General features: G+C 51.5%; 19 protein-coding genes. 11 read left to right on the forward strand and 8 right to left on the reverse strand.

What is annotated here, in order from left to right:
• The 3 genes from BMY60_RS15970 to BMY60_RS05410 form a co-directional block, all read right to left on the reverse strand.
• A partial coding sequence (locus BMY60_RS15970) for a hypothetical protein (protein WP_218141630.1) occupies window positions 1–260 on the reverse strand: 260 nt, incomplete at its 3' end.
• A 63-nt stretch (window positions 261–323) separates the two neighbouring features.
• Entirely contained in the window at window positions 324–626 is a 303-nt protein-coding gene (locus BMY60_RS15235) for a hypothetical protein (RefSeq protein WP_143057360.1), read from the reverse strand.
• 356 nt (window positions 627–982) lie between these two features.
• Window positions 983–1,438, reverse strand: coding sequence for a hypothetical protein (locus tag BMY60_RS05410; protein ID WP_090331934.1), 456 nt, complete (start codon window positions 1,436–1,438; stop codon window positions 983–985).
• 547 nt (window positions 1,439–1,985) lie between these two features.
• On the opposite strand from BMY60_RS05410, the gene BMY60_RS05415 reads away from it, so the two are divergent.
• The 6 genes from BMY60_RS05415 (at window position 1,986) to BMY60_RS05445 (ending at window position 9,304) form a co-directional block, all read left to right on the forward strand.
• Window positions 1,986–2,405: a hypothetical protein gene (locus tag BMY60_RS05415; protein ID WP_143057361.1), complete on the forward strand. Its 420-nt coding sequence runs from the start codon at window positions 1,986–1,988 to the stop codon at window positions 2,403–2,405.
• Complete coding sequence (locus BMY60_RS05420) at window positions 2,405–2,608, forward strand: hypothetical protein (protein ID WP_090331938.1); 204 nt, start codon at window positions 2,405–2,407, stop codon at window positions 2,606–2,608. Before BMY60_RS05415 ends, BMY60_RS05420 begins: the two co-directional genes overlap by 1 nt.
• 86 nt (window positions 2,609–2,694) lie before the next feature.
• Window positions 2,695–4,200 (forward strand): DVUA0089 family protein, encoded by a 1,506-nt coding sequence (locus tag BMY60_RS05425; RefSeq protein ID WP_090331940.1) that lies wholly within the window; start codon window positions 2,695–2,697, stop codon window positions 4,198–4,200.
• 1,106 nt (window positions 4,201–5,306) lie between these two features.
• Window positions 5,307–6,824, forward strand: coding sequence for a DUF4331 domain-containing protein (locus BMY60_RS05435; protein ID WP_090331944.1), 1,518 nt, complete (start codon window positions 5,307–5,309; stop codon window positions 6,822–6,824).
• 96 nt (window positions 6,825–6,920) lie between these two features.
• A complete protein-coding gene (locus BMY60_RS05440) occupies window positions 6,921–8,162 on the forward strand; it encodes a tetratricopeptide repeat protein (RefSeq protein ID WP_090331945.1) in 1,242 nt (413 codons plus the stop codon).
• The gene (locus tag BMY60_RS05445; protein WP_090331946.1) at window positions 8,159–9,304 is read left to right on the forward strand and encodes a HupE/UreJ family protein; all 1,146 of its coding nucleotides are present in this window, start codon (window positions 8,159–8,161) and stop codon (window positions 9,302–9,304) included. The genes BMY60_RS05440 and BMY60_RS05445 overlap by 4 nt, the downstream gene beginning before the upstream one ends.
• A gap of 111 nt (window positions 9,305–9,415) precedes the next feature.
• On the opposite strand, the gene BMY60_RS05450 is transcribed toward BMY60_RS05445, so the two are convergent.
• Both BMY60_RS05450 and BMY60_RS05460 read right to left on the reverse strand, forming a co-directional pair.
• Window positions 9,416–12,238: an AMP-binding protein gene (locus BMY60_RS05450; protein ID WP_090331949.1), complete on the reverse strand. Its 2,823-nt coding sequence runs from the start codon at window positions 12,236–12,238 to the stop codon at window positions 9,416–9,418.
• A 345-nt stretch (window positions 12,239–12,583) separates the two neighbouring features.
• Entirely contained in the window at window positions 12,584–12,859 is a 276-nt protein-coding gene (locus tag BMY60_RS05460) for a hypothetical protein (protein ID WP_143057362.1), read from the reverse strand.
• 288 nt (window positions 12,860–13,147) lie between these two features.
• On the opposite strand from BMY60_RS05460, the gene BMY60_RS05465 reads away from it, so the two are divergent.
• From BMY60_RS05465 to BMY60_RS05485, 5 genes are all read left to right on the forward strand, one after another.
• Entirely contained in the window at window positions 13,148–14,836 is a 1,689-nt protein-coding gene (locus BMY60_RS05465; RefSeq protein WP_090331956.1) for a multicopper oxidase family protein, read from the forward strand.
• Between the two features lie 193 nt (window positions 14,837–15,029).
• The gene (locus BMY60_RS05470; protein ID WP_090331957.1) at window positions 15,030–17,225 is read left to right on the forward strand and encodes a tyrosinase family protein; all 2,196 of its coding nucleotides are present in this window, start codon (window positions 15,030–15,032) and stop codon (window positions 17,223–17,225) included.
• 188 nt (window positions 17,226–17,413) lie between these two features.
• A complete protein-coding gene (locus BMY60_RS05475; RefSeq protein WP_090331962.1) occupies window positions 17,414–19,609 on the forward strand; it encodes a LodA/GoxA family CTQ-dependent oxidase in 2,196 nt (731 codons plus the stop codon).
• Window positions 19,602–19,781 (forward strand): hypothetical protein, encoded by a 180-nt coding sequence (locus BMY60_RS05480; RefSeq protein ID WP_090331964.1) that lies wholly within the window; start codon window positions 19,602–19,604, stop codon window positions 19,779–19,781. Before BMY60_RS05475 ends, BMY60_RS05480 begins: the two co-directional genes overlap by 8 nt.
• Before the next feature lie 32 nt (window positions 19,782–19,813).
• The gene (locus tag BMY60_RS05485) at window positions 19,814–20,965 is read left to right on the forward strand and encodes an NAD(P)/FAD-dependent oxidoreductase (protein ID WP_090331965.1); all 1,152 of its coding nucleotides are present in this window, start codon (window positions 19,814–19,816) and stop codon (window positions 20,963–20,965) included.
• 54 nt (window positions 20,966–21,019) lie between these two features.
• Here BMY60_RS05485 and BMY60_RS05490 read toward each other — a convergent pair whose 3' ends face one another.
• From BMY60_RS05490 to BMY60_RS05500, 3 genes are all read right to left on the reverse strand, one after another.
• Window positions 21,020–21,577 carry a FecR domain-containing protein gene (locus BMY60_RS05490; protein WP_143057363.1) on the reverse strand — a complete coding sequence of 186 codons (558 nt, stop codon included), beginning with the start codon at window positions 21,575–21,577 and terminating at the stop codon, window positions 21,020–21,022.
• A 111-nt stretch (window positions 21,578–21,688) separates the two neighbouring features.
• Window positions 21,689–22,147: a hypothetical protein gene (locus BMY60_RS05495; protein ID WP_090331968.1), complete on the reverse strand. Its 459-nt coding sequence runs from the start codon at window positions 22,145–22,147 to the stop codon at window positions 21,689–21,691.
• 302 nt (window positions 22,148–22,449) lie between these two features.
• Window positions 22,450–22,659: a DUF2934 domain-containing protein gene (locus BMY60_RS05500; RefSeq protein ID WP_090331970.1), complete on the reverse strand. Its 210-nt coding sequence runs from the start codon at window positions 22,657–22,659 to the stop codon at window positions 22,450–22,452.
• Window positions 22,660–22,711 lie beyond the last annotated feature (52 nt).

A 22,711-nucleotide genomic window follows, 5' to 3' on the forward strand; every position in this document is an offset into this window, starting at 1 on the left:
GATTTCCTGATCGTCTGATTCCGAACCTTACGTCTGGCTTCTGGCAAAACAATATGTCCACCTGCCTCAAGTTCACGTAAAGCTTTCGAGCATCCACTCAGCTGCTCTTTGCCTTGAGGGTCATAAAAGTGATAATCATGACATACCCGACGGACAAATTCCTGTCTGTTGGAATAATTGTTGTTCCTGAGCAGGCCATTAAGATGCGACAAGCTTGAGGCATCGGATAAAGTGCTTTTTATTAGGTTTTGTGTTTTCATGCTACTCATCCTGCATGAAAACAGATTAAATGTCCAGTCAATAATTACGGGTAATAGGCAGTTCTAGAGGGCGTGCAATTTAGCAATAAAGTCGCTTGGTAGCTGATAAGCGCACGTCATTGAGGACAAAATTGCGATCCATGTAATGGTAATAAGCAAAGCAATGCCGGTTGAGAGAATCAGGATGGCTATGGCGGTCGTATTGCCTTTATCCATTGCGTCATCTGAGCCGTCAATCGTAATATCTTTTTCCGTCCGGGCAGACACCCGGTAAATACCGGTGTAAGCGGCAAAATTGGCAATCAGTGTCGATGTGCCCACCATAATGCCTAATACTGGAAAAACAAAGGCCAGCCCATGAATCATTCTCGTGTCAAACGTTAATTGCGCCCTAAAATGATCAACTTGAAAAAGTAAAAAAACAGCTAGAAATATTGATTGCGATATAAGCAATATAATTAATCTTTGTTTGATCCGGATTGATTCGCGATCCAGTTTCAGTAGAACAAACTGTTGCCATACATCATTCATCTGAGTGCCCCAACGTGGTTATATTTTACAAATCAAATTGCCGCGCCCATTTCGTTAAAGAACTGTCACTGATACTGCCGCATATTTCACACGACATATAGTTTAAATCAATTCATTTGATTTGTTGACAAAATTAAAAAAACCCACCGAAGTGGGTTCTGGAGAGCTACGTGGTTAACTGGTTAATTGCTTTACAAGGCACCGGCTGTATTGTCCAGCCTTTTGCCTGCCTTGTTGATTGATTGATCTTTGGCTTCTGCTGATTCAGCCGCCGCTCTGCGCGTGGATTGCTCCATTGCAATTTGCTTATGGTATATGGCTTTCTGCATATTTTCACGAGCGGCTTTTTCATATTTGTTGATTTTATAGGTGATATGTTTTTTGATACGTTGCCCGTTTCTGCCGAAAAAGCTGGTGCGTGGTTTATTACTTAATGCTTCTAACTGCGCCTGTATTTTTTCCTGCATGGCAAGCGCCATGTTTTCATATCTGTGCGCCAAAGCATCGTGATCGACACTGGCTGTATCGGCAATTGATAGATCGGATCTGTTGCTCGACACTGCGGCAAATGCACTCGTTGAAAGCACACTTAACACGGCGGCCATCATTACCGCAATCCAAATATTTTTTACATTGTCTGATTTCATAATCGTCTCTTCTCAAAACTTAACTTGAGTGTAAGTTTAAAGAAGTCAACAATCTTCGTATATTGGGAAAATCATTATTCTGTTATAAGAGAAACCATTAACAACAATGCGTTATCAGGAATTTTGATCTGACAGGATTATCCGGAAAATAGTACAGCAAGCTGCTCAACGGCAATCCACGATATGAGCGTTCTTTGAGTGCAAACCATTTTAGGTATAAAAGCTGTAATCGCATTATGTGCAAAATAAGAGGTTTGCTGGTGGTTTTAACAAAACGATCTATTTCAGACAATACGCAAAATTCCCGGTGCCGGTCTCTATGACCGATTGAATACCGGCAAAGTCACGCGTGCACGATTATTATGTGAGAATAACCACATGCATGACACACTTTTGCGCTTATAATTTCTACATATACTCACGGATGAGTAATAAATATCAGTTCAAATTTATCATGCAGCAAAAATGGCCGTTTTGTGCAAACTTAATGTACAAGAAAAAGAAAAGATTAATTTATTGTATTTGCTTTTTGATTACAGGAGCGGCAGTGGCATCTTTCAATGCAGTGCGTGCAGACATGTTTTGTATAATTAAGGTGCAGCGCGCTGAATGCTCCCCGTTGCCTGTGATCACGCATGCAAAATTCAGCCTCACGGATTCTCATTTCAGTCTGTCCGCTCAGTATGCATCCTGTTTCAGCGAAAGAACCTTAGAAATCCAGGGCCGCGTTTTGCGGACGGTGAATACCGGGAACGTACAAGAATTTGAATTGCTGGGAGAGAGCTATGATCCCGTAACCGATTTTATTGCTTTTCCCAGAACCATCGCTTATCTGGTATTGGACAAATCCACGGAAAAAGGTATGTTTACGGATGTCTGGTCTGCACAGCAGCTGATGCGTCACCCGGTATCTTCAGTATTAACTGTTCCGGTCAATTGCAAAAACAATCAAAGGAGGCAACATTAATGTCAACCATCATGGAAACCTATCAGGACAAAACCATCGAAGTCCAGGATAACAAAAAACTGTTAATCGACAGCAAACCTATACAGGTCGTTTTTGACAACGATACAGGCAAGTGGTCGACACACTTGATACCCTACAAGGAGTTTGATGATCTGTTAGCGCTTGCCAAGCAAATTATCGCCGATTCCGAGGAATTCAAATAAAGGCTCATTCCTTGACTCCATGGCAGCAAACGCATTCGTCAAAAATAAATGTAGATATAGACATTATTTAACAGGAGACTGCAATCATGGCTATTCGTAAAGATGCAAACACGCTCACGCCTGCGGAAAGGCAGGAATTTGTACAGGCAGTCCATACGCTAAAGCAAAGCGGACTTTATAATCAATTTGTATTGCGACATGCCAATACGCCAATGGCTGCGATTCACCGCAGTCCTGCATTCCTGCCCTGGCATCGCCGCTTTATTCTTGATTTTGAACGCGAACTGCAAAGAGTTTCCGGCAATCCGAATCTAGGCCTTCCTTACTGGAACTGGCCAAGCGGCGGGCCAAACGCCTCGATGTGGAATGATGATCTGCTCGGCGGCGATGGCAATTCGATAACCGGCATTGTTGAAACCGGCCCTTTCCGTTCAGGCCAGTGGCTTGTGATCAACTCGGACGGTAATACCACAGGCCCGCTCAGACGGCAGTTCGGCCGCTCCGGTGCAAGCACGCTGCCTACGCAGTCTGAAATTTTACAGGTGCTTGGTATAACGCCATACGACAGTTTTCCGTGGAATATCGGCAGTTCACCCAGTTTCCGTAATCAGCTGGAAGGCTGGGCAGGGCCTAATCTGCATAATCGCGGTCATGTATGGGTGGGCGGTTCCATGCTGCCGATGACTTCGCCCAATGATCCGGTTTTTTTCATGCATCACTGCATGGTGGACAAGCTGTGGCATGAATGGCAATTACGTTTTCCAAATCAAGGTTACCTGCCTGTTTCAGGCGGGCCGTTTGGCCAGAATCTCACGGATGTAATGGCCGGCACGCCCAACAGTCCGGTTGGTTCGAGACCCATTGATATGCTTGACAGCGCCGCTTTAGGTATTGAATACGATCAATTGCTGCCCGGCACACCGCAACCGACGCCGCCCGCACAGAATATCACGCAACTGAATGCAAACACAGCACCGGTTCCTGGACAAATCTCGCAACCCGGAGAAATCGATCTGTTTGAATTTAATCTCGATCAGCGCCGCCATGCCACCCTGGAAACATCCGGAAATTCAGATACCGTATTGACATTGTTCGGGCCTGACGACTTTACCCGTGAAATCGCAATCAATGATGATGGCGGCAGCAATTTCAACAGCCGTATTTCAATGACGTTATCGGCTGGCACCTACCGCGCATCTATCCGGTTATTTAGTCCCGGAAGTACGGGCGATTACCAGATTCAGCTCAGCACTGAAACAGGGACGCCGGCGCCGTCCATTCCAGTATTAACCGTCGATAACCCGCCTTTTGCTGCCGCAATATCCACCGACCGTGAAAGTGATGTCTATCAAATAAATATCTCTACAGCCGGAAGATACCGGGTTGAAACCCAGGGCACTACTGACGTGTTCTTGTCCGTATACGGACCAAACAGCCAGAGTGCATTCGTCGCAGCCGATGACGATAGCGGCATTGGGTTAAACGCCAGGCTTATCCTTGAACTGAACCCGGGAAGCTATTTTGCAGCGGTACGGCATTTCTCAGCTTTGGGCAGAGGCGCGTATCAAATCCGTGTTGTTCGATTGACCTAGTACTCTACCAATATGATATTGCCGGGTACAGCGTTACCGTGGTGTTATGCAGTAAGGCACAGCACGCTGGAAAGGGTTGTTCCCTTTTCACAAGTACTGAACGCAGTTGCCAGAGCACCACGGTAGCGCCCTGTCTGTGGATGAGCTTGTCAGCGTCCATGGTCTGCGTTGCGCCTTTTGATAATAGAACAGTTATTGCCTGCAGGGCACGTCTTGCCATGCACACTGACAAGCGCACTGAACCCGGCAATACCATATTGATAGAGTAATAGGGGCGCCCCCTAACGCAAACTGCTGCAGCGGAGCGCAGTCAATAGCCGCGGTTCAGCGCAAGCACTGCAAACATGGAGACGGAGCATGCTGTAACCGCCTCGCGGTGAATTTTTCAATGCCTTCGGGCGTTTTTGGTTTTTCGGCAGGCGATAATCTGAGGCGGTAAAGCCTGCCATTCCAATAGTGCTGAAAAGCAAGCCGGAAGCACGTTGTCAAGTTGGCGGATAACCAGACTTGGCAGCAGAAAAGCCTGTTGAGCTCAAAATCCGACGCCGGATATCATGCCCGCTGAGCATGCTCCAGTGTTTCATTTTCAGAAAAAATACAAACATCGGATCCTGTTTTTTGCGGTAGTTTCAGTATGAATACTTCCCGCTTCCGCCCGATGATCATTCTCCGGACAATACAACACCCGTTACAATCACATTCCTGGGCAAAACGCCCGCAACCTTGTGGTAAATCTATCATATCTGACGCAGTCGCGTTTTCACAGCATTGGGTGATTTCTCAGTCTTTTTCGTAATTTCACGTTGACTGAGCCGGCCGGAATTCGTTGCGCGCTTATTTCATCCAGCGATTTGTATTTCCTTTTTCTTTTTGCGTAACACAAAGGCGTTCGATCGAGCGGCTATTTGAAAAAAACAAAAAAATTTTGTGAAAAGCGATCCAGACAGCCTGCACGCTCGTATAGATATATGAACTGCATGTTTTACAGACAGTTAAATCTCAGAATGGAATGGAAATTCAACCGTTTGAATAAGTCAACTCTAACAACAGGTTGGGAAACAAAATTACAGTAGCCGGAAATTTTAATCGGACAAGGAGATCATGTTATGAAAATTCGATTTTTACCGAAACTTTTGATGTTTGCATTGCTGATGGGTTTAACAATCATTGCTTTGGGAGCCAGCCACCGTGAAGCGCCGCTGATCGCACTGGATCCGGCTGCCGACAACACCGATGTGTATGCTTTTCGAAGCTGGGAAGATCCGGGAAAGGTCGTTTTTATTCTCAACACCATACCGGGACAGGACCCGGCAGACGGACCGAATTATTTCGCTTTCGACGATGATGTTCTCTACGAAATCCATATTGACAACAATCAAAATGGCCGGGCCGGCGATATTGTTTATCAGATCAGGTTTGAGACCGAAACCCGGCCGGCGCTCGGTTCACTGAATTTTCCGTTGCCATTTGTAGGCAACCCGAATATTGCGGTCGCCGAACTTCAGGGTATCACAGCTTTAGACGGCGCAGGATCAGAAGGATTGACGCGCCGTCAAACCTATACGGTGACCGAAATACGCGGCCACAAGCAGCAGAAACTTTTCGAGAACCAGATATTGATCGCGGTGCCGTCGAACGCGGGGCCCGCAACCATGCCGGATTACGAGGCTTTAGCGGCGCAAGGCATTTACCGCGACGGCAATACCGGCATTCGTATCTTCGCCGGTCAGCGGTACGAGACGTTTTATATTGATCTCGGCGCGGTTTTTGACACAGTCAATCTGCGCCGCCCGGTGCCGGCACTGACACCGGAAGAAGACGCTAACGATCATATTAATCCCTTCGGGATCAACCGCTTCAGCGGGTTTAATATCAACAGCATAGCCATTGAAATTCCGATTGAGCGCATTACCCGGGATCAGCAGACGGCGGAAATGACGCAATCGCCGGTTATCGGCATGTATGCATCAACAAGCAGGCAGCAATTACAAGTCTTGCGAAAAAACGGAAAAAACATACAAGCCGGAAAATTTATCCAAGTCTCCCGGATGGCGAACCCGCTGGTGAATGAGTTGATCATCGATACTCCATTCAAGGACCGGTGGAATGCATCCGAGCCGGAAGATGAAATGCAATTTGAAGAATTTTATAAGGCACCTTCTCTTGCCACGGCGCTTAATTTGATTTTTGGATTGCCAGTTCCCGAAACACCGCGCACTGACTTGATGCAAATTTTTCTGAAATATCCAGGACAATCGGTGCACGGCGCTAGCTGCGGCTCGCCGTGTGCGGAACTGCTAAGACTGGATGTCAGCGTCCCGCCCACCGCGCCGCATGACCAGAAACGCCTGGGCGGGTTGGCGACGCCGCCGGATCCCGCCGGGTTCCCCAACGGCCGCCGTCCCAATGACGATGTGACGGATATTGCGGCGCGCGTCGTAGGCGGCCAGGCATTTGTGGAGGCTCGTGTCGGCGATGGCGTTAACTTTCTGGAGGATGCGCCGGGTTCCAATTTAACAACAAATGGCATTTACACGATTTTCCCATTTCTTCCGACACCGCAGGATGGCCGCAACCGCCGCCATATCGATTGCGATGAAATGGACGCTAATTCATGCAATTAACAGTAGGCGGGTCAAGAGGCCGGGCAGGTGAAACACACGCACCTGTCCCGTCCGGATGCGTGAAGACACAACGATTAAATCAGTAAGGTGCCGATAATGATTCAACATATTTCAATCAGCTACGTCACGGCAGCTTTCCCTACAGGATTCGGAACACCGGGTTATGTAGCGCATTTGTTTATTTTAAGCTTGATCGTTTCCGGTCAGATGCTTTTTACTGCAACGCCCTACGCGGCGCCGTATATTCCTGACAACGATGCCGTCGTACTGCAAAAACTTCCGGCGTCTGGCAATGCCGGCATGCAAACGCTCGGCCGGTTGCGCAATGCATTGTCAAAATCACCCGCAGACCTGACACTCGCCACAGAATTTGCGCGCGGTTATCTGCAAATGGGGCGGATCATGGCCGATCCACGTTATGACGGATATGCGCAGGCTGCGCTCAAACCCTGGTGGGACATGCACCAGCCGCCACCGGAAGTGCTTGTGTTACGAGCGATTGTGCGGCAGCGCCAGCATGATTTTGTTCAAGCGCTCGATGACCTAAACCGGGCGCTGCAAATGCAGCCCGTCAATGTTCAGGCCTGGCTGACGCAGGCCGCCATTCATCAGGTGCGCGGAGACTATCGGGCAGCTTATCGAAGCTGTATGCCGCTGTTGCGCTTGAGCAGCAACCTGCTGGCAACAGCATGTATCGCCAGTGTGTCAAGTTTGAACGGCCGTGCACATGAAAGCTATCGGATCTTACAAAAAGCAATTGAACAAGCGCCCGCTGCGGCGCCGCAGGAAAAACGGTGGGCACTGACAATTTTGGCGGAAACGGCCGCTCGTCTGGAAAAATACCATGAGGCGGAACGCTATTTCCGGGCGGCGCTTGCTGGCGAACGGCACGATCACTATCTATTGGGGGCATACAGCGACTTTCTGCTGGACCGGAACCGGCCGGAAGATGTACTTGATTTGCTCAAGAAAACCACCCAATCCGACGGCTTACTGCTGCGTCTGGCGCTGGCGGCCCGGAAAGTGAATGCGCCGGAACTCGATATCTATATCGAAACGCTTAAAGCGCGCTTTGCCGCCACCCGGCTGCGCGATGAAACCAGGCATCTCCGGGAAGATGCGCGTTTTACGCTGAATCTTTTGCGCCGGCCCGAACGAGCACTCAAACTGGCGGTGGATAACTGGCGCACGCAGCGCGAACCCCGGGATGCGCGCATTCTGCTGGAAGCAGCCTTGCAGCATGGCGGCCGCGCGGCGGCGCAACCGGTGATCGACTGGATCAGATCGGTTAATCTGGAAGACAGTCAACTGAACAAACTCATGGAGCAATTGTCATGAACCGCCACTTCGGTTTTATTTCCATCGGCATCCTGCTTTTTCTGCTCAGCGGTCACACGTCCGCGCACAAAGCCAGCGACAGCTATCTGCGTTTCAAAATGGAGAACGGCGCGATTCAGGCGCAGTGGGACATTGCATTGCGCGACCTGGATTACGCCATTGGGCTGGACAATAACGGCGATGGACGGATTACATGGGGCGAGTTGCGTGTCCGGCATCAGGCCGTTACCGAATATGCGCTCTCCCGCTTGCAAATACACGGCGATGGCTCCCGCTGCCAGCCTCAGATTCCCGGGCATCTGGTCGATCACCATACCGATGGAGCTTACGCCGTACTGCGCTTTGCAGTGATCTGCCCGACCGCCATTGACACCTTCGAAGTCGCGTACGGCTTGTTGTTCGATCTGGATTCGCTGCACCGCGGGCTGCTGCAGGTCGATGTCAATGGCCGGGTGCAAACAGGCGTATTGAGTCCCGGGCAACGGAAAATCCGCCTGGATCTTGGCAATAGCGCACCCTGGCGCGAATTTTTGCAGTTCGGGCGGGAAGGTGTATGGCACATCTGGATTGGTTTCGATCATATTCTTTTTCTCGTCAGCCTGCTTTTACCCGCCGTTCTATGTTGGCAGGCCGGACGCTGGCTGCCCCGGTACTCTTTGCGCCTGGCCTTGTGGGAAGTATTTAAAATCGTAACCGCCTTCACTATCGCGCATTCCATCACGTTATGCCTTGCCGTACTCGGTTTGGTGAGCCTGCCTTCGCGCTGGGTGGAATCGGTCATCGCCGCATCGGTGCTGCTGGCCGCACTGCATAATCTCTACCCGGTTATCCGCACACGCCTGTGGGTGATGACGTTTATTTTCGGGCTGATTCACGGCTTGGGCTTCGCATCGGTATTAATCGATCTGGGTTTGCCCGGACAATCGCTGGCGTTCGCGCTCGCCGGCTTTAATTTAGGTGTGGAGGCCGGACAAATCGTGATTGTCGGCTTGTTTGTTCCACTGGCATTCATGCTGCGCCACACCCGGTTTTACCAGCGATACGTACTGCGCTTCGGCTCGGTTTTAATCGCGTTAATTGCCGGTATCTGGCTGGTGGAAAGAAGCATGGAGCTGGATTTGGGGCTGCCGGGATTGATATGAATGGCGGCGGAAAATTTGAACAGCAAATGGTATTGGCCGATAACTTATTGATCAAAACCGCATCCGGTACAGGCACATTAAGCGCTTCGTCTGATGCTGATGGGCGCCATATTACCGCCTGGTTTTATCAAAAGCGAGATCCGGTTCGCCCACTTCTGCCAGCATGCGGCTGCGCGCGAAGTCGCGCAACGCCACGGCCGTGTCCCAGACATTCGTTTTCGCCAGCTGATTTGGATAGACGGCCTCGCCGATAGTAACCGAAATCGGGCTACGGTGCGGCAGCCAGGAGCCAAAACGTAAAACGGAGCGGGTGCCGCGGATGATAACCGGCACCACTGGAATAGCGGCCTCTGCGGCTGCCACAAACGCACCCATGCGAAACGGCATCAGACCGGGAACCCGGCTAAAAGTGCCTTCAGGGAAAAACAAAATGGAACGTCCCTCAGCTGCCGCATACGCGATTTTTTTTGCATCCGCCGCACTTTTTTGCATGTCGAAACGTTCAACGAATTCACATCCGATGCGGCGCAGGAAATTTCCCGCGATAAACTGCCGGTCGAGTTCCTGCTTGACAATAAAACTGACCGGCTTCGGCAGTGCATGCACCATGATCAAACCATCCAGATAACTGGCGTGATTGCTCACCAGTACGCAGGATGTGTTGCGGTCATGCAGATGTTCCAGTCCTTTGATGCTAACCGGCGTAGCCGTGATGAAAGCAAGTGTTTGCGTGCTCAGGCGAATAAGTTTCCAACGCCATGACAGCCGCGGGATGCACAGCACCAATAGCCATGTCGGTACCGCCAGAAATAACAGCGCCAGCCAGGCATAAATTGCATAACTCAACGCTTCCAGAGACTGTTTCCAGCGGCGCAGTTGCGGCGCTAATGATACGCCAAGCAGGCGCAGAACTTGCAGCAAAGGCGTGCGCGGCGGCATGGTGACGGAACCCTGTTCATACATTTCCCGGCATGCAGCGCGCCTGATTTTGCCGCTCGAAGTTTTCAGAACACAGTGAGGCGGAGCCAGCACGATGTCATCGGGCGGGGCGCCGGTCAGCATGATGACGATGTTGTTGATTTCAGCGCGAACACGCTCCAAGCTATCTGAAGCAGTTTCACGGGTTTCGGCGAGCACAATGAGGCGTTCGGTCCCAATTTCACGGCTGGTGCTGCCGAACACAGCGATGCAGCCTCTGCGAACGCCGTCGACTTCGTTAATGGCGTCCTCGATTTCATGCGGATAAATATTCCGCCCCGCGTGAACAATAATGTCTTTTTGCCGCCCGGTAATATACACCTCTCCATCAGCGATATAAGCAAAATCACCTGAATTCACCCAGCCATTATCGAAAAGCGCCTTGTTTTTTTCAGGATTACGATAATAACCGCTGGTTACGGAAGGTCCCCTGAACTGCAGTAGGCCTTGCCGCCTTTCCGGCAGTTCATGTCCGGCTGCGTCGATGATGCGAATTTCATGATCGCTCAGCGGCTCACCGCAGGACACAAAGTACAATGCATTTTCATCTTTTTCTGATGGAATTGCGCGGGCGGTCTTCATGAAATATTCCCGGTCAATTTTATCCACGCGCGGCCCCCGGCCGACCGGTGGAAAGGAGAGTCCCACGGAACATTCGGCCAGACCGTAAACCGGCATTAACGCCTCTCTTTGAAGACCATAAGACCCAAAACGCGCATAAAAACGTTCAAGCGTGCTTGGCATCACCGCTTCGGCGCCGTTGAAAACCGCTCTGAGGGAATCCAACCGCAACCCTTCAAGATCCTCGTCCCGTATCCTTTTAAGACAAAGCTCGTAGGCAAAATTGGGGGCTGCCGTCAATGTCGCCCGGTTGCGGTGCAAGGCCCGCAACCAACGTTCTGGCTTGGCCAGAAAAGTCAGCGGTGACATGACTATCAGCAGTGCCGAGAAATAGAGGCTTCCCAGCCAAGCACCGATAAGTCCCATGTCATGATAAAGCGGCAACCAGCTGACAAAAACATCACTGGCATCCACTTCGACATGTTCTCCCATGGCGCGGATATTGGCAAGAAGGTTTGCATGAGTCAAGGTGACGCCTTTGGGTTTACCGGTACTGCCCGAGGTATACTGGAGTAGCGCAATGTTTTCAGGCACGAGTAACGGAAATAAAACGCGCCCTTGCGTCACCTGTAATTCGGCCGGCGTGATCACTGTTTGCAAGGTTTCAATCTGCAGCTTCAGCAAGCGTGCCACCGCTTTTGCCTCCGGCACGGTAATTAGCGCCACGGCACGGCAGTTCTGCAGAATGCTGCGATGGCGCAGCAGGTGATCCTCCAGCTGGTTCAAACGCAACGGCGGGTAAATGGGAACCGGGATGGCGCCGGCGATAAGAATGCCGAAAAAGCTCAAAAAATAATCACGTCCGGTCGGCAGCATCAGGGAAACGGTATCTCCTGTTGTTACTCCAAGCTTTTGCAATCCCGATGCGATGCGCTCCGCTTCTGCTTTCAGATCTCCGTAGGTAATGATTGTTTCTTGTTCGTCATCACCATAGAGCCTGATATGAGGACGGTTAGCATGCATTTGTACATGCCAGTCAAGCATATCAACCAATGTACCAGCTGAGTGGGGCGCCGTTACCGTTGGTTCAAGTGATAATACTTCCAGCGTATGATCAGTCTGGGTCTGTTGTACTGTGCCGGCATTCAGAATCGCGCGCAGCAATTCACGCGGGGTGTCAACGGCAGCGAAAACGCGATCAGATAACTTGACACCGAAATGCCGCTCTATGCGGTTTATAAATTCAACGCGGGCCAAGCTGTCGAGGCCAAGATCCTTATCGAAGCAACTATCCAGGCTTAGTGCATCCATACTTCTGGGGCGAAGTTTTAACTCCTTTCCCAAGCCGCGAATAATTTCGATCAATTCAATAGCTTTCCGTTCTTCTGCCGACATGGTCCTATAGCCCGCACCGTGCGGTGAGTTTAACTGTCTGATAATATTTCGATATGAAAATTTAGTGAAAGTTCTGCGAGAGAAATGGCGAATCACGCAGGCCGGCCGGTCCGTTTTTTTGAGTGACAGTTCTGATTTTGTGTTGTTGCGGGGTTATATCATCATTTATTCCAAAATCCGGGCATACCTATTCCATCAATCGTTAGGACTGAAGACTAAAAATGGACCAAAGGGCTTTCACATGACGGCACTCCTAGCTGATTCGCTGTCAGAACAGGAATGCCAAACATCAAATGGCACATGACCCTGGATGGCCACGCACCATGCGACCGTCAGATTCGCCTTTCAAGCGTGCGTTGGCGCGTTCAACCGTACTGCGTTCGTGATAACGGGCAGCTTCAGCCTGGGTTTGTGGCCAACTAACCGGCGACGATTGTTTTCAGCCGCAATTTCCGCTTTCAGCACCGGATTCCGGCGCGGATTCACATCAATCAGTGGCACATCATAGGCAGAGTCCATCAGGTCATACAGATTAACGGCCCGTTCAGCGGTCATGTACGTCAAAGAAGGGATCGCTGTCCGACTGTCGTGTGTCGATGCCGGTGTTAATAACCCGCTCACCGGTATACTACCGTCCGCTACATCACGATTGAACCTGGAATCCTCTATAAGGGCTTCCCGATATTTGCAAGAGGCTCATGATACTGACTTTCCAGGCTTCGTCACACTTAAAAACCTGGATATGAATTGACCTGTCATTCTTTGGGGGCTATTCTTCGGTTGCAGTTACCAAATAAGTAGGGCGGTTGGAATTATTCTGCTGAGCAGGTAGATACAATAAATAAATACCAACAATGGATTGCGACACCGTTAAAGTTATTTCTTGCCTGGTTTTAGAGGAGGAGCGCCATGCAGAGCCTGCATTTAAAAATTACTTATCAATTGATTGTTGCGATAGCATGCGTTCTCGGCAGCGTAATCGCAAAGGCCGGCGATATTCAGCCGCATTGCGCGTATTTGCCGGTCGATATCGGCAAATACGGCAAGCAGCCGTTTCGGAATCCGCCGGAAATCCGTGCGAAGAACGGCAAACTGGACGCCACGCTTACCGTTCAGTATACCGATGCCGGTACCGCCACATTGGGTGGTTGTCCGCTGAAACTGCGCACCTATAACGGCGAGCTAACGGGGCCGACGTTACGGGTCAGTCAGGGCGATACGATCAACCTGATGCTGAAAAACAGACTGCCGGTGGAAACGCCCGACCAAATCCAGGCACAGTTCGAACAGGAAAACCGGAACGCCTATCTCGACACCACGCCGGCTTCGTACAATACCACCAATGTGCATTATCACGGCATGCATGTCTCGCCTGTCGGCAACAGCGACAATGTGCTGCTGGCGATCCCGCCGCAAAGCGAGTTCGGTTATGAAGTGAAAGTGCCGGCCGACCACCCGATCGGCTCGTATTGGTACCATGCGCATGCACACGGTTCGACCGCGATTCAGGTCGGCAGCGGCATGGCGGGCGCGTTGATCGTCGAGGACGATCCAAAGGCGATACCCGCGGCGCTGAAAGCGGCCAACGCCAACGAGAAAATCTTTGTGCTGCAGACGATTCTGTACGACCAGCAGGGCGAACTCAACAACATCACCAGCCTGTTCCCCGGTCCGTCGAACCCGACACCCCAAAACTGCAACGATCAGGGCGCGATGGATACCTGGCATTGTTCGCGCCGTCATATCACCATCAACGGGCAGATCGTTCCGATCATCACCATGAAACGCGGTGAAGTGCAGCGCTGGCGGCTGATCGACACCGCGTTCCGCGAATCGATTTTCTTTGCTGTCGAAGGCCATGATTTGCATGAGATCGCGCTGGACGGCAATTATCTCGGGCGTGTCGACACCTGGAAAGCCGGCACGCCGATCGAACTGCAATCGGGTTACCGCAGCGATGTGCTGATCAAGGCCGGTAACAAGCCTGGAGACTACCGCATTCTCGATCAGGCTGCTTCCAGCAAGAAATCGCTGCGTCAGATCAACGAACCGGAAAATCTGCTGGCCATTCTGAGAATTACCGAAGAAACGAATGACATGGTGCTGCCGACCAGCAGGGAGATGGCGCCGCTCGCGCCATTTGGCGATACCGACTTGCGCAAGGAGGCCTTGGGCGTGCAGGAAGTCGTATTCAAGCTTGGTCAGGACGCAAAAGAGAAGAAAAACTACTTTCAGGTCAATTACCGCGCGTTCAATCCGAATCATGTGCGCCAGCTTGAACTCGGCGCGGTCGATATGTGGTCGTTGACGACTGCCGGCGACCCGGCAGCCATTCCCAATCCCATCCCGCCGACACCGCATGTATTTCACATCCATGTTAATCCGTTCCAGTGGGAACGGCACGGTCCCGATGGAAAGCCGCAGCTGGTCTGGAAAGATACGCTGCTGGTACAGGGGCCTGCGGTGACCAACATCTACACAAAATACCGCGATTACATCGGGAAATTTGTCATACACTGCCATATCCTCGATCACGAAGACCTGGGTATGATGGAAGTGCAGGAAGTCGTCAATACGCCGGTTGCACAGACGCATTGACATATACCTGTTCAAGATCTCGCTGAATAGTGCATCACTGCGCTAAAATCGAACTTAAGATGCGTGCGCACTTTGTGTATGCTCCGCTTTTTCGCCAGGTTTTGCCTGGCACTGCTCTTTTGATCGAGACTAGGTCCAGCCCGCAATCAACCAACCGTGGCTGGCGGCCGGTCATGTACATTCGAGGTGAATTATGAATGACAGAAAAAAACTGTCGCGTTATCAGCGCGTGCAGCAGATACTGGATCAATCGCAGGGACCGTGCATTCCCGATTATCAGGGGCTCGGCGCTTTCTGGCGGGATTTAAATACGTTCAAAACAGCCGAGCTGTACGGGCAGCGCCTGATCGCACCTGAGTCTGATGAATCCGGTCATCAGCCGGTCAACGCCGGCGATAAAAGCTGTTGCGGTGACGGCGGCGGTGTGGTCGATTCACTTGCCGCCAGCGAGTCGGCATTGAATCAGGCGCTGATTCCCGGCGGCAGCGCTGCAACTGTGGGTGAGTGCTGGCCGACCGGCGGCAAGAATCCGGCCAAACAGACAGCAAGCAGCCCCGCAGGCAGTAGCGACCAAACCGCAGGCCAATCACAGCAGACACGCAGCGACCGATCCGCCCTGATCAAAGGCCTGCGCAAACAGTTTCCTTTCGACGGCAGCCAGTTTCCGCCGTTATTATGGCAGACGGAAAATGCGGTCAGTCCTTCGGATATCGACTTTATCGCAGCATGGATCGATGACGGCTGTCCCGAAACAGACGGCCCTCAAGACAGTGCAAAGATAAGCACCGGCGCGTCAATACTGGCCCTGGCCAGAGGCGATGCGTTGCATACGGTCTCCGCCAAGCATTGCAATGCTATCAGCGATGATGTACAGGGCTTGAAGGTCAGAAAAGAGGTGAGCACGCTGTCTGCAAATGAACTTTCGCTGCTGCGCGAGGCGCTGGCCTGCATGTACACCTACGATCCGCATATCTTCGATGAGCGCAGTTTTAACTACTGGGCGCGCATCCATACCGATTCGTGTCAGCATGGCTGGGAACAGTTTCTGCCGTGGCATCGGCTTTATCTGTATTTCTTCGAACAAACGCTGCAGGATTACGATGCATGTATCACGTTGCCCTACTGGTCGTGGAACGATTACGCCGACGTTAATCGCGCGACGTTTAATACGGAGCAGCTGGATATTGGTGTACTGCCAGGAGCGTACGGTTGCTTTCTCGATGCTGCCGGCCTTGCGGCGCTGAAGGACAGCAAGCTGTTCAGCGACAGCGAACTGGCCAATCTCGCCAGGCTGCAGAAAAAAGGAACAGTCTATAACTCCGGCCTGCGTTTTCTCAAAGCGGCCAAAGTTGATTTCACTTTGAAGCTCAGCGCCGGCAAGGTGATGTGGTCGGATCAAGTCGACGCGATTTATGCCGAGCTGCGCCGCGCCAATCCGCTGTGGTTTCCGAACCGCTGGCCGGGGTCGCTGGGCATTGCAACGCATTATCCCACTGCCGCGGATGTGCAGGGCATTCTGTCTTCGAACAACTGGAATCAGTTCGGCGGCGGTCCCGTATACGATCATCATTTTGGCTGGCTGGAAGAAATGCATAACGGCATGCATAACTTCTCAGGCGGACAGAACCCCCTGTTTTTATCGGCTGCCAAAGCCATTGGCGTGGATAATCCCGACCCGCAAAACAGTTTCAATCCGAACTACGGCTACATGACGGATAACCGCGTCACCGCTTTCGATCCCATTTTCTGGGCGCATCATTCGAATGTTGACCGGCTGTGGGCTGTCTGGCAGGAGATGCGTCCCGGCCTTAACCCGGAAGGCCTGGACGGCATCTTGCCGCCCTGGTCGATGAATGTCGGCGATACGCTCAGCACGCGCAAACTGGGTTATGAATATATGCGCGACACTTATCATTATCCCGTAAACGGCCAACAGGGATTGTTGCGGTTCAACGCTGAAAAAGCCGGTGTTAAGCCGCAGGTGCTGGATACCTTCCGTAAAGCAGAGATACGTCTGCACCGCATGCATGTCGCCAATCTGTTCAACGCCGTCATTCGCGTATTCCTCAACGCGCCGGACGCCACGGTCGCGACGCCGGTAGACAATAATCGGCATTACGTCGGTCAGGTGACCACGTTTCACGGTTCGTGTTATGGCGGCCCCGGGCATTGCGATAAACCGCTACCCAGGACGCGCAGATTTGACCAGCGGCCTTTGCAGCATCATGCGCCGCGCAACTTCCGTATCGATGCAACCGAGGCGGTGCAGCGCATGCTGGCCAACGGCGAGACCGATATCAGCGTGCATCTGGTTGTCATGGGTCTCGATGGCAAACCAATCGACGACGCGGTGTTTATCGACGGCGTTTCTCTTGATTTCATGGACTAGTGCTCTACCAATATGATATTGCCGGGTTCAGTGCGCTTGTCAGTGACCATGGTGTCCTGCGACTGCGTTACAGTACTTGAAAAGAGAACAACCCTTTCCTGCTGTACTGTGCCTTGTTGCATAACACCATGGTAACGCTGTACACGACAATATCATATTGATGAGTACTAGACTTGGAGAAAATAAACATGCAAACGTTTAAAATTCACCCGGCCATCGGCTGCGCGCGCATTGGCAACAGCGACGAATTTTACCTCGCGCCCGAACAGACCGGCGCACTGCCGATCGAATGCGATGACCGGGGACGGGAAGTCGTCGACGAGAAAGGGCTGCCTGTTCGCGTGAGCCAGTTTAAGGAGGCGGGTAACTTTGGCTGTATCAAGCGCCAGGCGGCGCGTTTTCGCATTTTTGTATATGGCGGAAACCAGCTCGACAGCGACCGGGAATTGAAGATCGGCGATAAATTCCAGTTTCCATTGAATACCTCAACAACCGGACCGCAAATGGTGGAAGGCACCGTTGTCGATATCGAATGGACCGTGCATCTGGCCAACAAAAAGGCATCATGGTATGCATTCAGCGAAAATGACGGCATGCACGGCTACGGCCCCGATCATCCGCTGCGTAATCCGCAGGTGACGCAACCCGACCGGCGGCGCCAGTTGATTATCGATCCGGGGCCGCGCACGGTTTCCGGCAATGATGGCCAGGCGTCGTTTGCACAAAATAACGGCAACGCCTACCCGCAGCGTTTTCCGCCACCGGATATCCAGCCATACAACATCACCACGCTTGGCGAAATGATGGTCAATGAAGACAACGATAATCACCGGCGCCTGATTGTGCTGGGCGGCTACGGCCGCTCCGGTTACAAGGATGCCGACGGCAATACGATACCGGTTATCAGCAATTACGCCAATAATGACGGCTGGTATGACGATGTTTCCGACGGGCCGGTGCGCGCGAAAATCAGGTACAGCTATATCCACCGTTATACCGACGCACAGGGCAAACCGGTCAGAAAGAAAAAATTTTCGTTTTATGAAGTGGACGCGCCCGCCTGGCTGCTGGTTGGCTATCCATCGTATGCGCCGGAAATCGAAGACATGATTACCATGGATGAAGCGATTTACGACTTATCGGTGCGTCATTTTGCTTATGATCCGGCGGTTTACGGCGTCGTCCCCTTCGACCGGCAGAGCAACCAGCCGCAGACAGCGGAACAATGGGCTGTATGGCGCAGCGATGCCTCCTATAACCCGGATTACTATCCCCGTTTTTTCAGGGACATCTGGCCTATGTTCAACCGGCCGGAGAATTACAGTTTTACCTACGATTTCGACCCGTTCGGCGGCGGCATGCCGCATAACCGCGGTACCGGTGGCAACCTCGACAAAACGGCGCTGTCGCAGCCGCCAAAAAACGGCCATGATCCCAGCCGCCAGCATCGCGCATTTATCTATGCGGTCATGCGTAAACAGGGACAGGAGAATCTGTATACCGTTCCTGACGACTTAAGCGCGCAATATGTATCCTCATTTCATAACTCAGCCTCAAAACCGCGCCTGATGCCGATGCTGAACGGCAACAATCCCATCAGTAACACAGTGACGGATAAGTTTCTGCGCATGACCGATACCCAGCTGTTTTTCTTGAAACAGTGGAAGGACGGCAAATTCATCAACGAATGCGACGAATGGGGTGAAGGCAATACGGCCTGCGACAACCCCTGGACCGCCCCACCGAAGACCGGCAGCGCGATCGACCGCGGTGTACTGGGCAATGTGCTTGGCGGCGCTTTCTGCCCCGGCGCTGAAGTCGGATGGATCATGCTGAATCCGGCCATTTACAGCAGTGCATACCGTATCCATCAGGCTGCATATATCGCTGGCGGCCTCAGTATTCCCGCGCCGGTAGCAATTAAGGACGGCAGCCAGGCCGACGATATTGCCAGAGGCATGGAACCAGGCGATCTGACCAAATACATGGGGCTACCGTGGCAGGCGGATTTTCATGAATGTACCGATCAGAACATCAATGTCACCTACGAAATGTGGAACGACATATATCCCGGCAGCACCGGCGATCCGGCCAAACAGAATACTGCCTACAACATTCCCTGGTGGCCCGGTCACCGGCCAATGGTGATCCAGAAGGCAAGCGGCGGACAGTATTACTGGGCATCGGGCATTCCCGATAATTACGCTGGCGGCGTGCAGATGGTGCGTGACTGGGCCAATCTTGGGTTTATCAAATTTGAACCGAACGACGGCAACCCGGGCTACTATCAGATAGAACGCAACGATCAGGCGCTCGGACCGCAGCTTCAGCCTGGACAGCGAACACTGGGTGGTGAAATAAAAGAGGAATCAAACAATGAGTGATGTGGTGGACGGTATACCACCCATTCTGGTGGGAATCTGGACTTACCGGAGTTTTCTGGGCAACCCCGATGTCGACGCCGATTTCGATTCGCTGGAATTCGGGCGCGGCAATATCCGTATCGATCCGGGTCCGATGCAAATTTTTTCGGGCCTGATTTATGGCCTCGGCTGAGGAGATGGCGCAATGGCTCGCTGTTAAACAGGATGGCAACGGTTAATCGATTGCGCCGGCGTTACGATGTCATCATTGTTGGCGCCGGCATCGCAGGCTGTGCTACTGCTATCGCGTTGTTACAACAAATACCCAATCTGTCCGTGTTATTGCTGGAGCGCAGCAGCAGCGTATCGCGACCCTTTCGCATCGGTGAAACATTGCCGCCGCAGACGATGCTGCTATTGCAGCAATTGGGATTATCGGAAAGTTTTCTTGCGCGTGGCGATATGGCCGCAATGGGAACCCGTTCCATCTGGGGCAGCGTGCAAGTCCATGAATACCCGTTCTGGTTTTCCTGTTACGGTCATGGCTGGCATATTGACCGGACATCATTTGACAGCTGGATGGTCCGGCATGCCGAACGCGCAGGCGCAACGGTTATTTTCGGGTCAACGCTGACGGGGACTCAAAACTATCGTCACGGCTGGCGCGTGACGGTTCACCGTTCAGCCGCTTCAACTGTAACCTTTGAGACAGCGCTGGTAGTCGATGCAAGCGGGCGCGGCAGCGCATTCTGCCGTAAGCTGGGCTTGCGGGCGAACAAACTCGATAGGCTGACGGGGATCTTCCGTTTTTTTCAGGATGAAGAAAATGATACGGCATGCGGCGATGCCAGTTTCACACTGATCGAAAGCGATGTGGCCGGCTGGTGGTATTCCGCGCGCTTGCCGCAGGGGCAATGGATCGCGGCACTGATGACCGACAGCGATCTAGCCCGGGATATGGATGTGCTTGGTGAAACAGGATGGTTCAAGGCTCTGGTAAACACCAGTTTTACGCGAACCCGGTTTGAGAAAAAAACACCGCTTTCGCCATTGCAGGTTAAACCGGCGCGCAGCCAGTGCCTGCAGCAATTCTGCGGGCCTGGGTGGTATGCCGCAGGCGATGCGGCTTGCGTCTTCGATCCACTTTCGTCGCTGGGCATATTCAAAGCCCTGCGTCATGGCCTGCTGGCCTCCTATGCGATCAGGGATGAATTACAGGGCAAGCCGGACGCAATATCGAAATACCAGCATCTGCTCGAATCGGAATTTAAGCAGTATCAGCACACACGCCGTCAGTATTATCAGCTTGAAAAACGTTTTGTGCAGGCGCCGTTCTGGCAAAGACGGCAGCAACAGAAGCATCCAGGGGGTGCATAATATCGACAGAATCCGGTGTGTCAATCAGGTGCTAATGGTGTGTAGTCAATCCGTTTACGGCACGATCTGCTGCGAATCCCAGGGCGCGACCTCGTTTGCGCTGATCATTCTGTGTTTGCTGATCTTGAAATTATTGAAATTCGCTTGCTCAAGCGCGCTGATCAGATATTCGCCGTCAGCGACATGTACTTTGATTTGTCCCTGCCCAACCGAAACAATATGATTGCCGTCCTTTCGCATACGTACGCTAAAGCGCGTGCCAAGATCTTCAATGAATGCTTCGCCAACTTTTACGCGAAAATCATCCGCCTGCTTTTTCTTGATATTAAAATAAGCATTTCCGCGGAACAGTTCGATACGCAATGGCTCGTAATCGGTGACAGCGCACGAGCTGCCGTGATCCAGCGACACTTCTATTTCCGGTGTTAGCGACACTGTGAGGTATTCGTGCATTCCGGTTTCATGCAGACGGATACTTTGCGGCCTTGACAGATACCAGGAAAACACACCAAGCAGCACACACAGACAAAGCAGTACAAAATGAAACAATAACTGCCGCCACGTAAGTTTAATATCCTTTGAATTGGAATCCGAATCTTTTTTTTGAGGCATGCTTAATAAATACGCAATAAAAACCAAATGCTCATTATAATGACCGTATACCGGCAATTCCAGTCATTCTGCCTGAGCATGCGCATAAACCTTAGTTGCCCGGCCGGTTTGTTACAGATCGGTTTTCTGGTCACGTTTGCCAGATGACTGTGTTGTCTGGATCTGATAAGTTGCATGACATGCCACACACTTGTTCATAGACTCACTCAATTGCCGCAGAGTATGTTTGACATCCTGTAATAATTCAGCGTCCTTCGCGATTTGATCAAAATCACGATGAACAGACATACCCAGTTGCATAAATTCCTTGGGCAATACCTCGCTGAGGTGGCCTTCGGCTTTGTGAGCCATGTCCGTTCCAAGCAACCGGGCATGTTGAGCGACAGCTGCCATATTCTCTTCAGAAAGTGAGAACAGAATCTTTTGTGTTCCCATCAGCAGCGTGCGCATTTCTTCAAGAATATGCGCACGCTGCAATTCGTTGACCGCAAGTATCTGGCGTTTATCCGGATCATTTGCCTGAACGGCAAAGGCTGCCAAACCAAGCATAATCACAAGCACTTTTTTCATTTTATTTTCCTCATGAAACGCGATGACTAATCGTTGTATTTGCGATTAGCTCAAAACAGACTTCTACTGACGCTTTTTGAAATGTGTAGCGGTCCCACGATCAAGATACCGGCAAGAACATTTGTTATCAGCGTATAAACGCGGCTTTATTGCGCCATCAACCTCAAATTCATAAGATTTCTGCAAATTCGACAATGAATAGATCAAGACTGTGGTCTTCTCAAACAGAAACGGTCAGAACGTTGCAGGTCACGGCATTGTAATTACGCAGTTTTATACTGATTCATGCATCGCCAATAGTCTCATAACCGCTGTTCTGCTTCTGCAGCCAGCCAGTCTGCCAGTTCATGTCCCGGTTCAAAACCGCGTGCCTGCGCCTTGTAGTAAGCAGAAACCGCAATATGCGCATACCGGTCTGTATCGGCTAACCCGGATTGGGGCTTGCTATTCGTGGCAGATGATTTTTTCTTTGTTCTTTTGGCAACTTTGAGTGGTTTTTTGACTGATTCCATTTCAATTCCTCGTTTAAAAAGCCTCAGGCAATTCAGTTTTTACAAAAATCTC

The sequence above is a fragment of the Nitrosomonas sp. Nm51 genome (assembly GCF_900111165.1).
GTDB lineage: Bacteria > Pseudomonadota > Gammaproteobacteria > Burkholderiales > Nitrosomonadaceae > Nitrosomonas.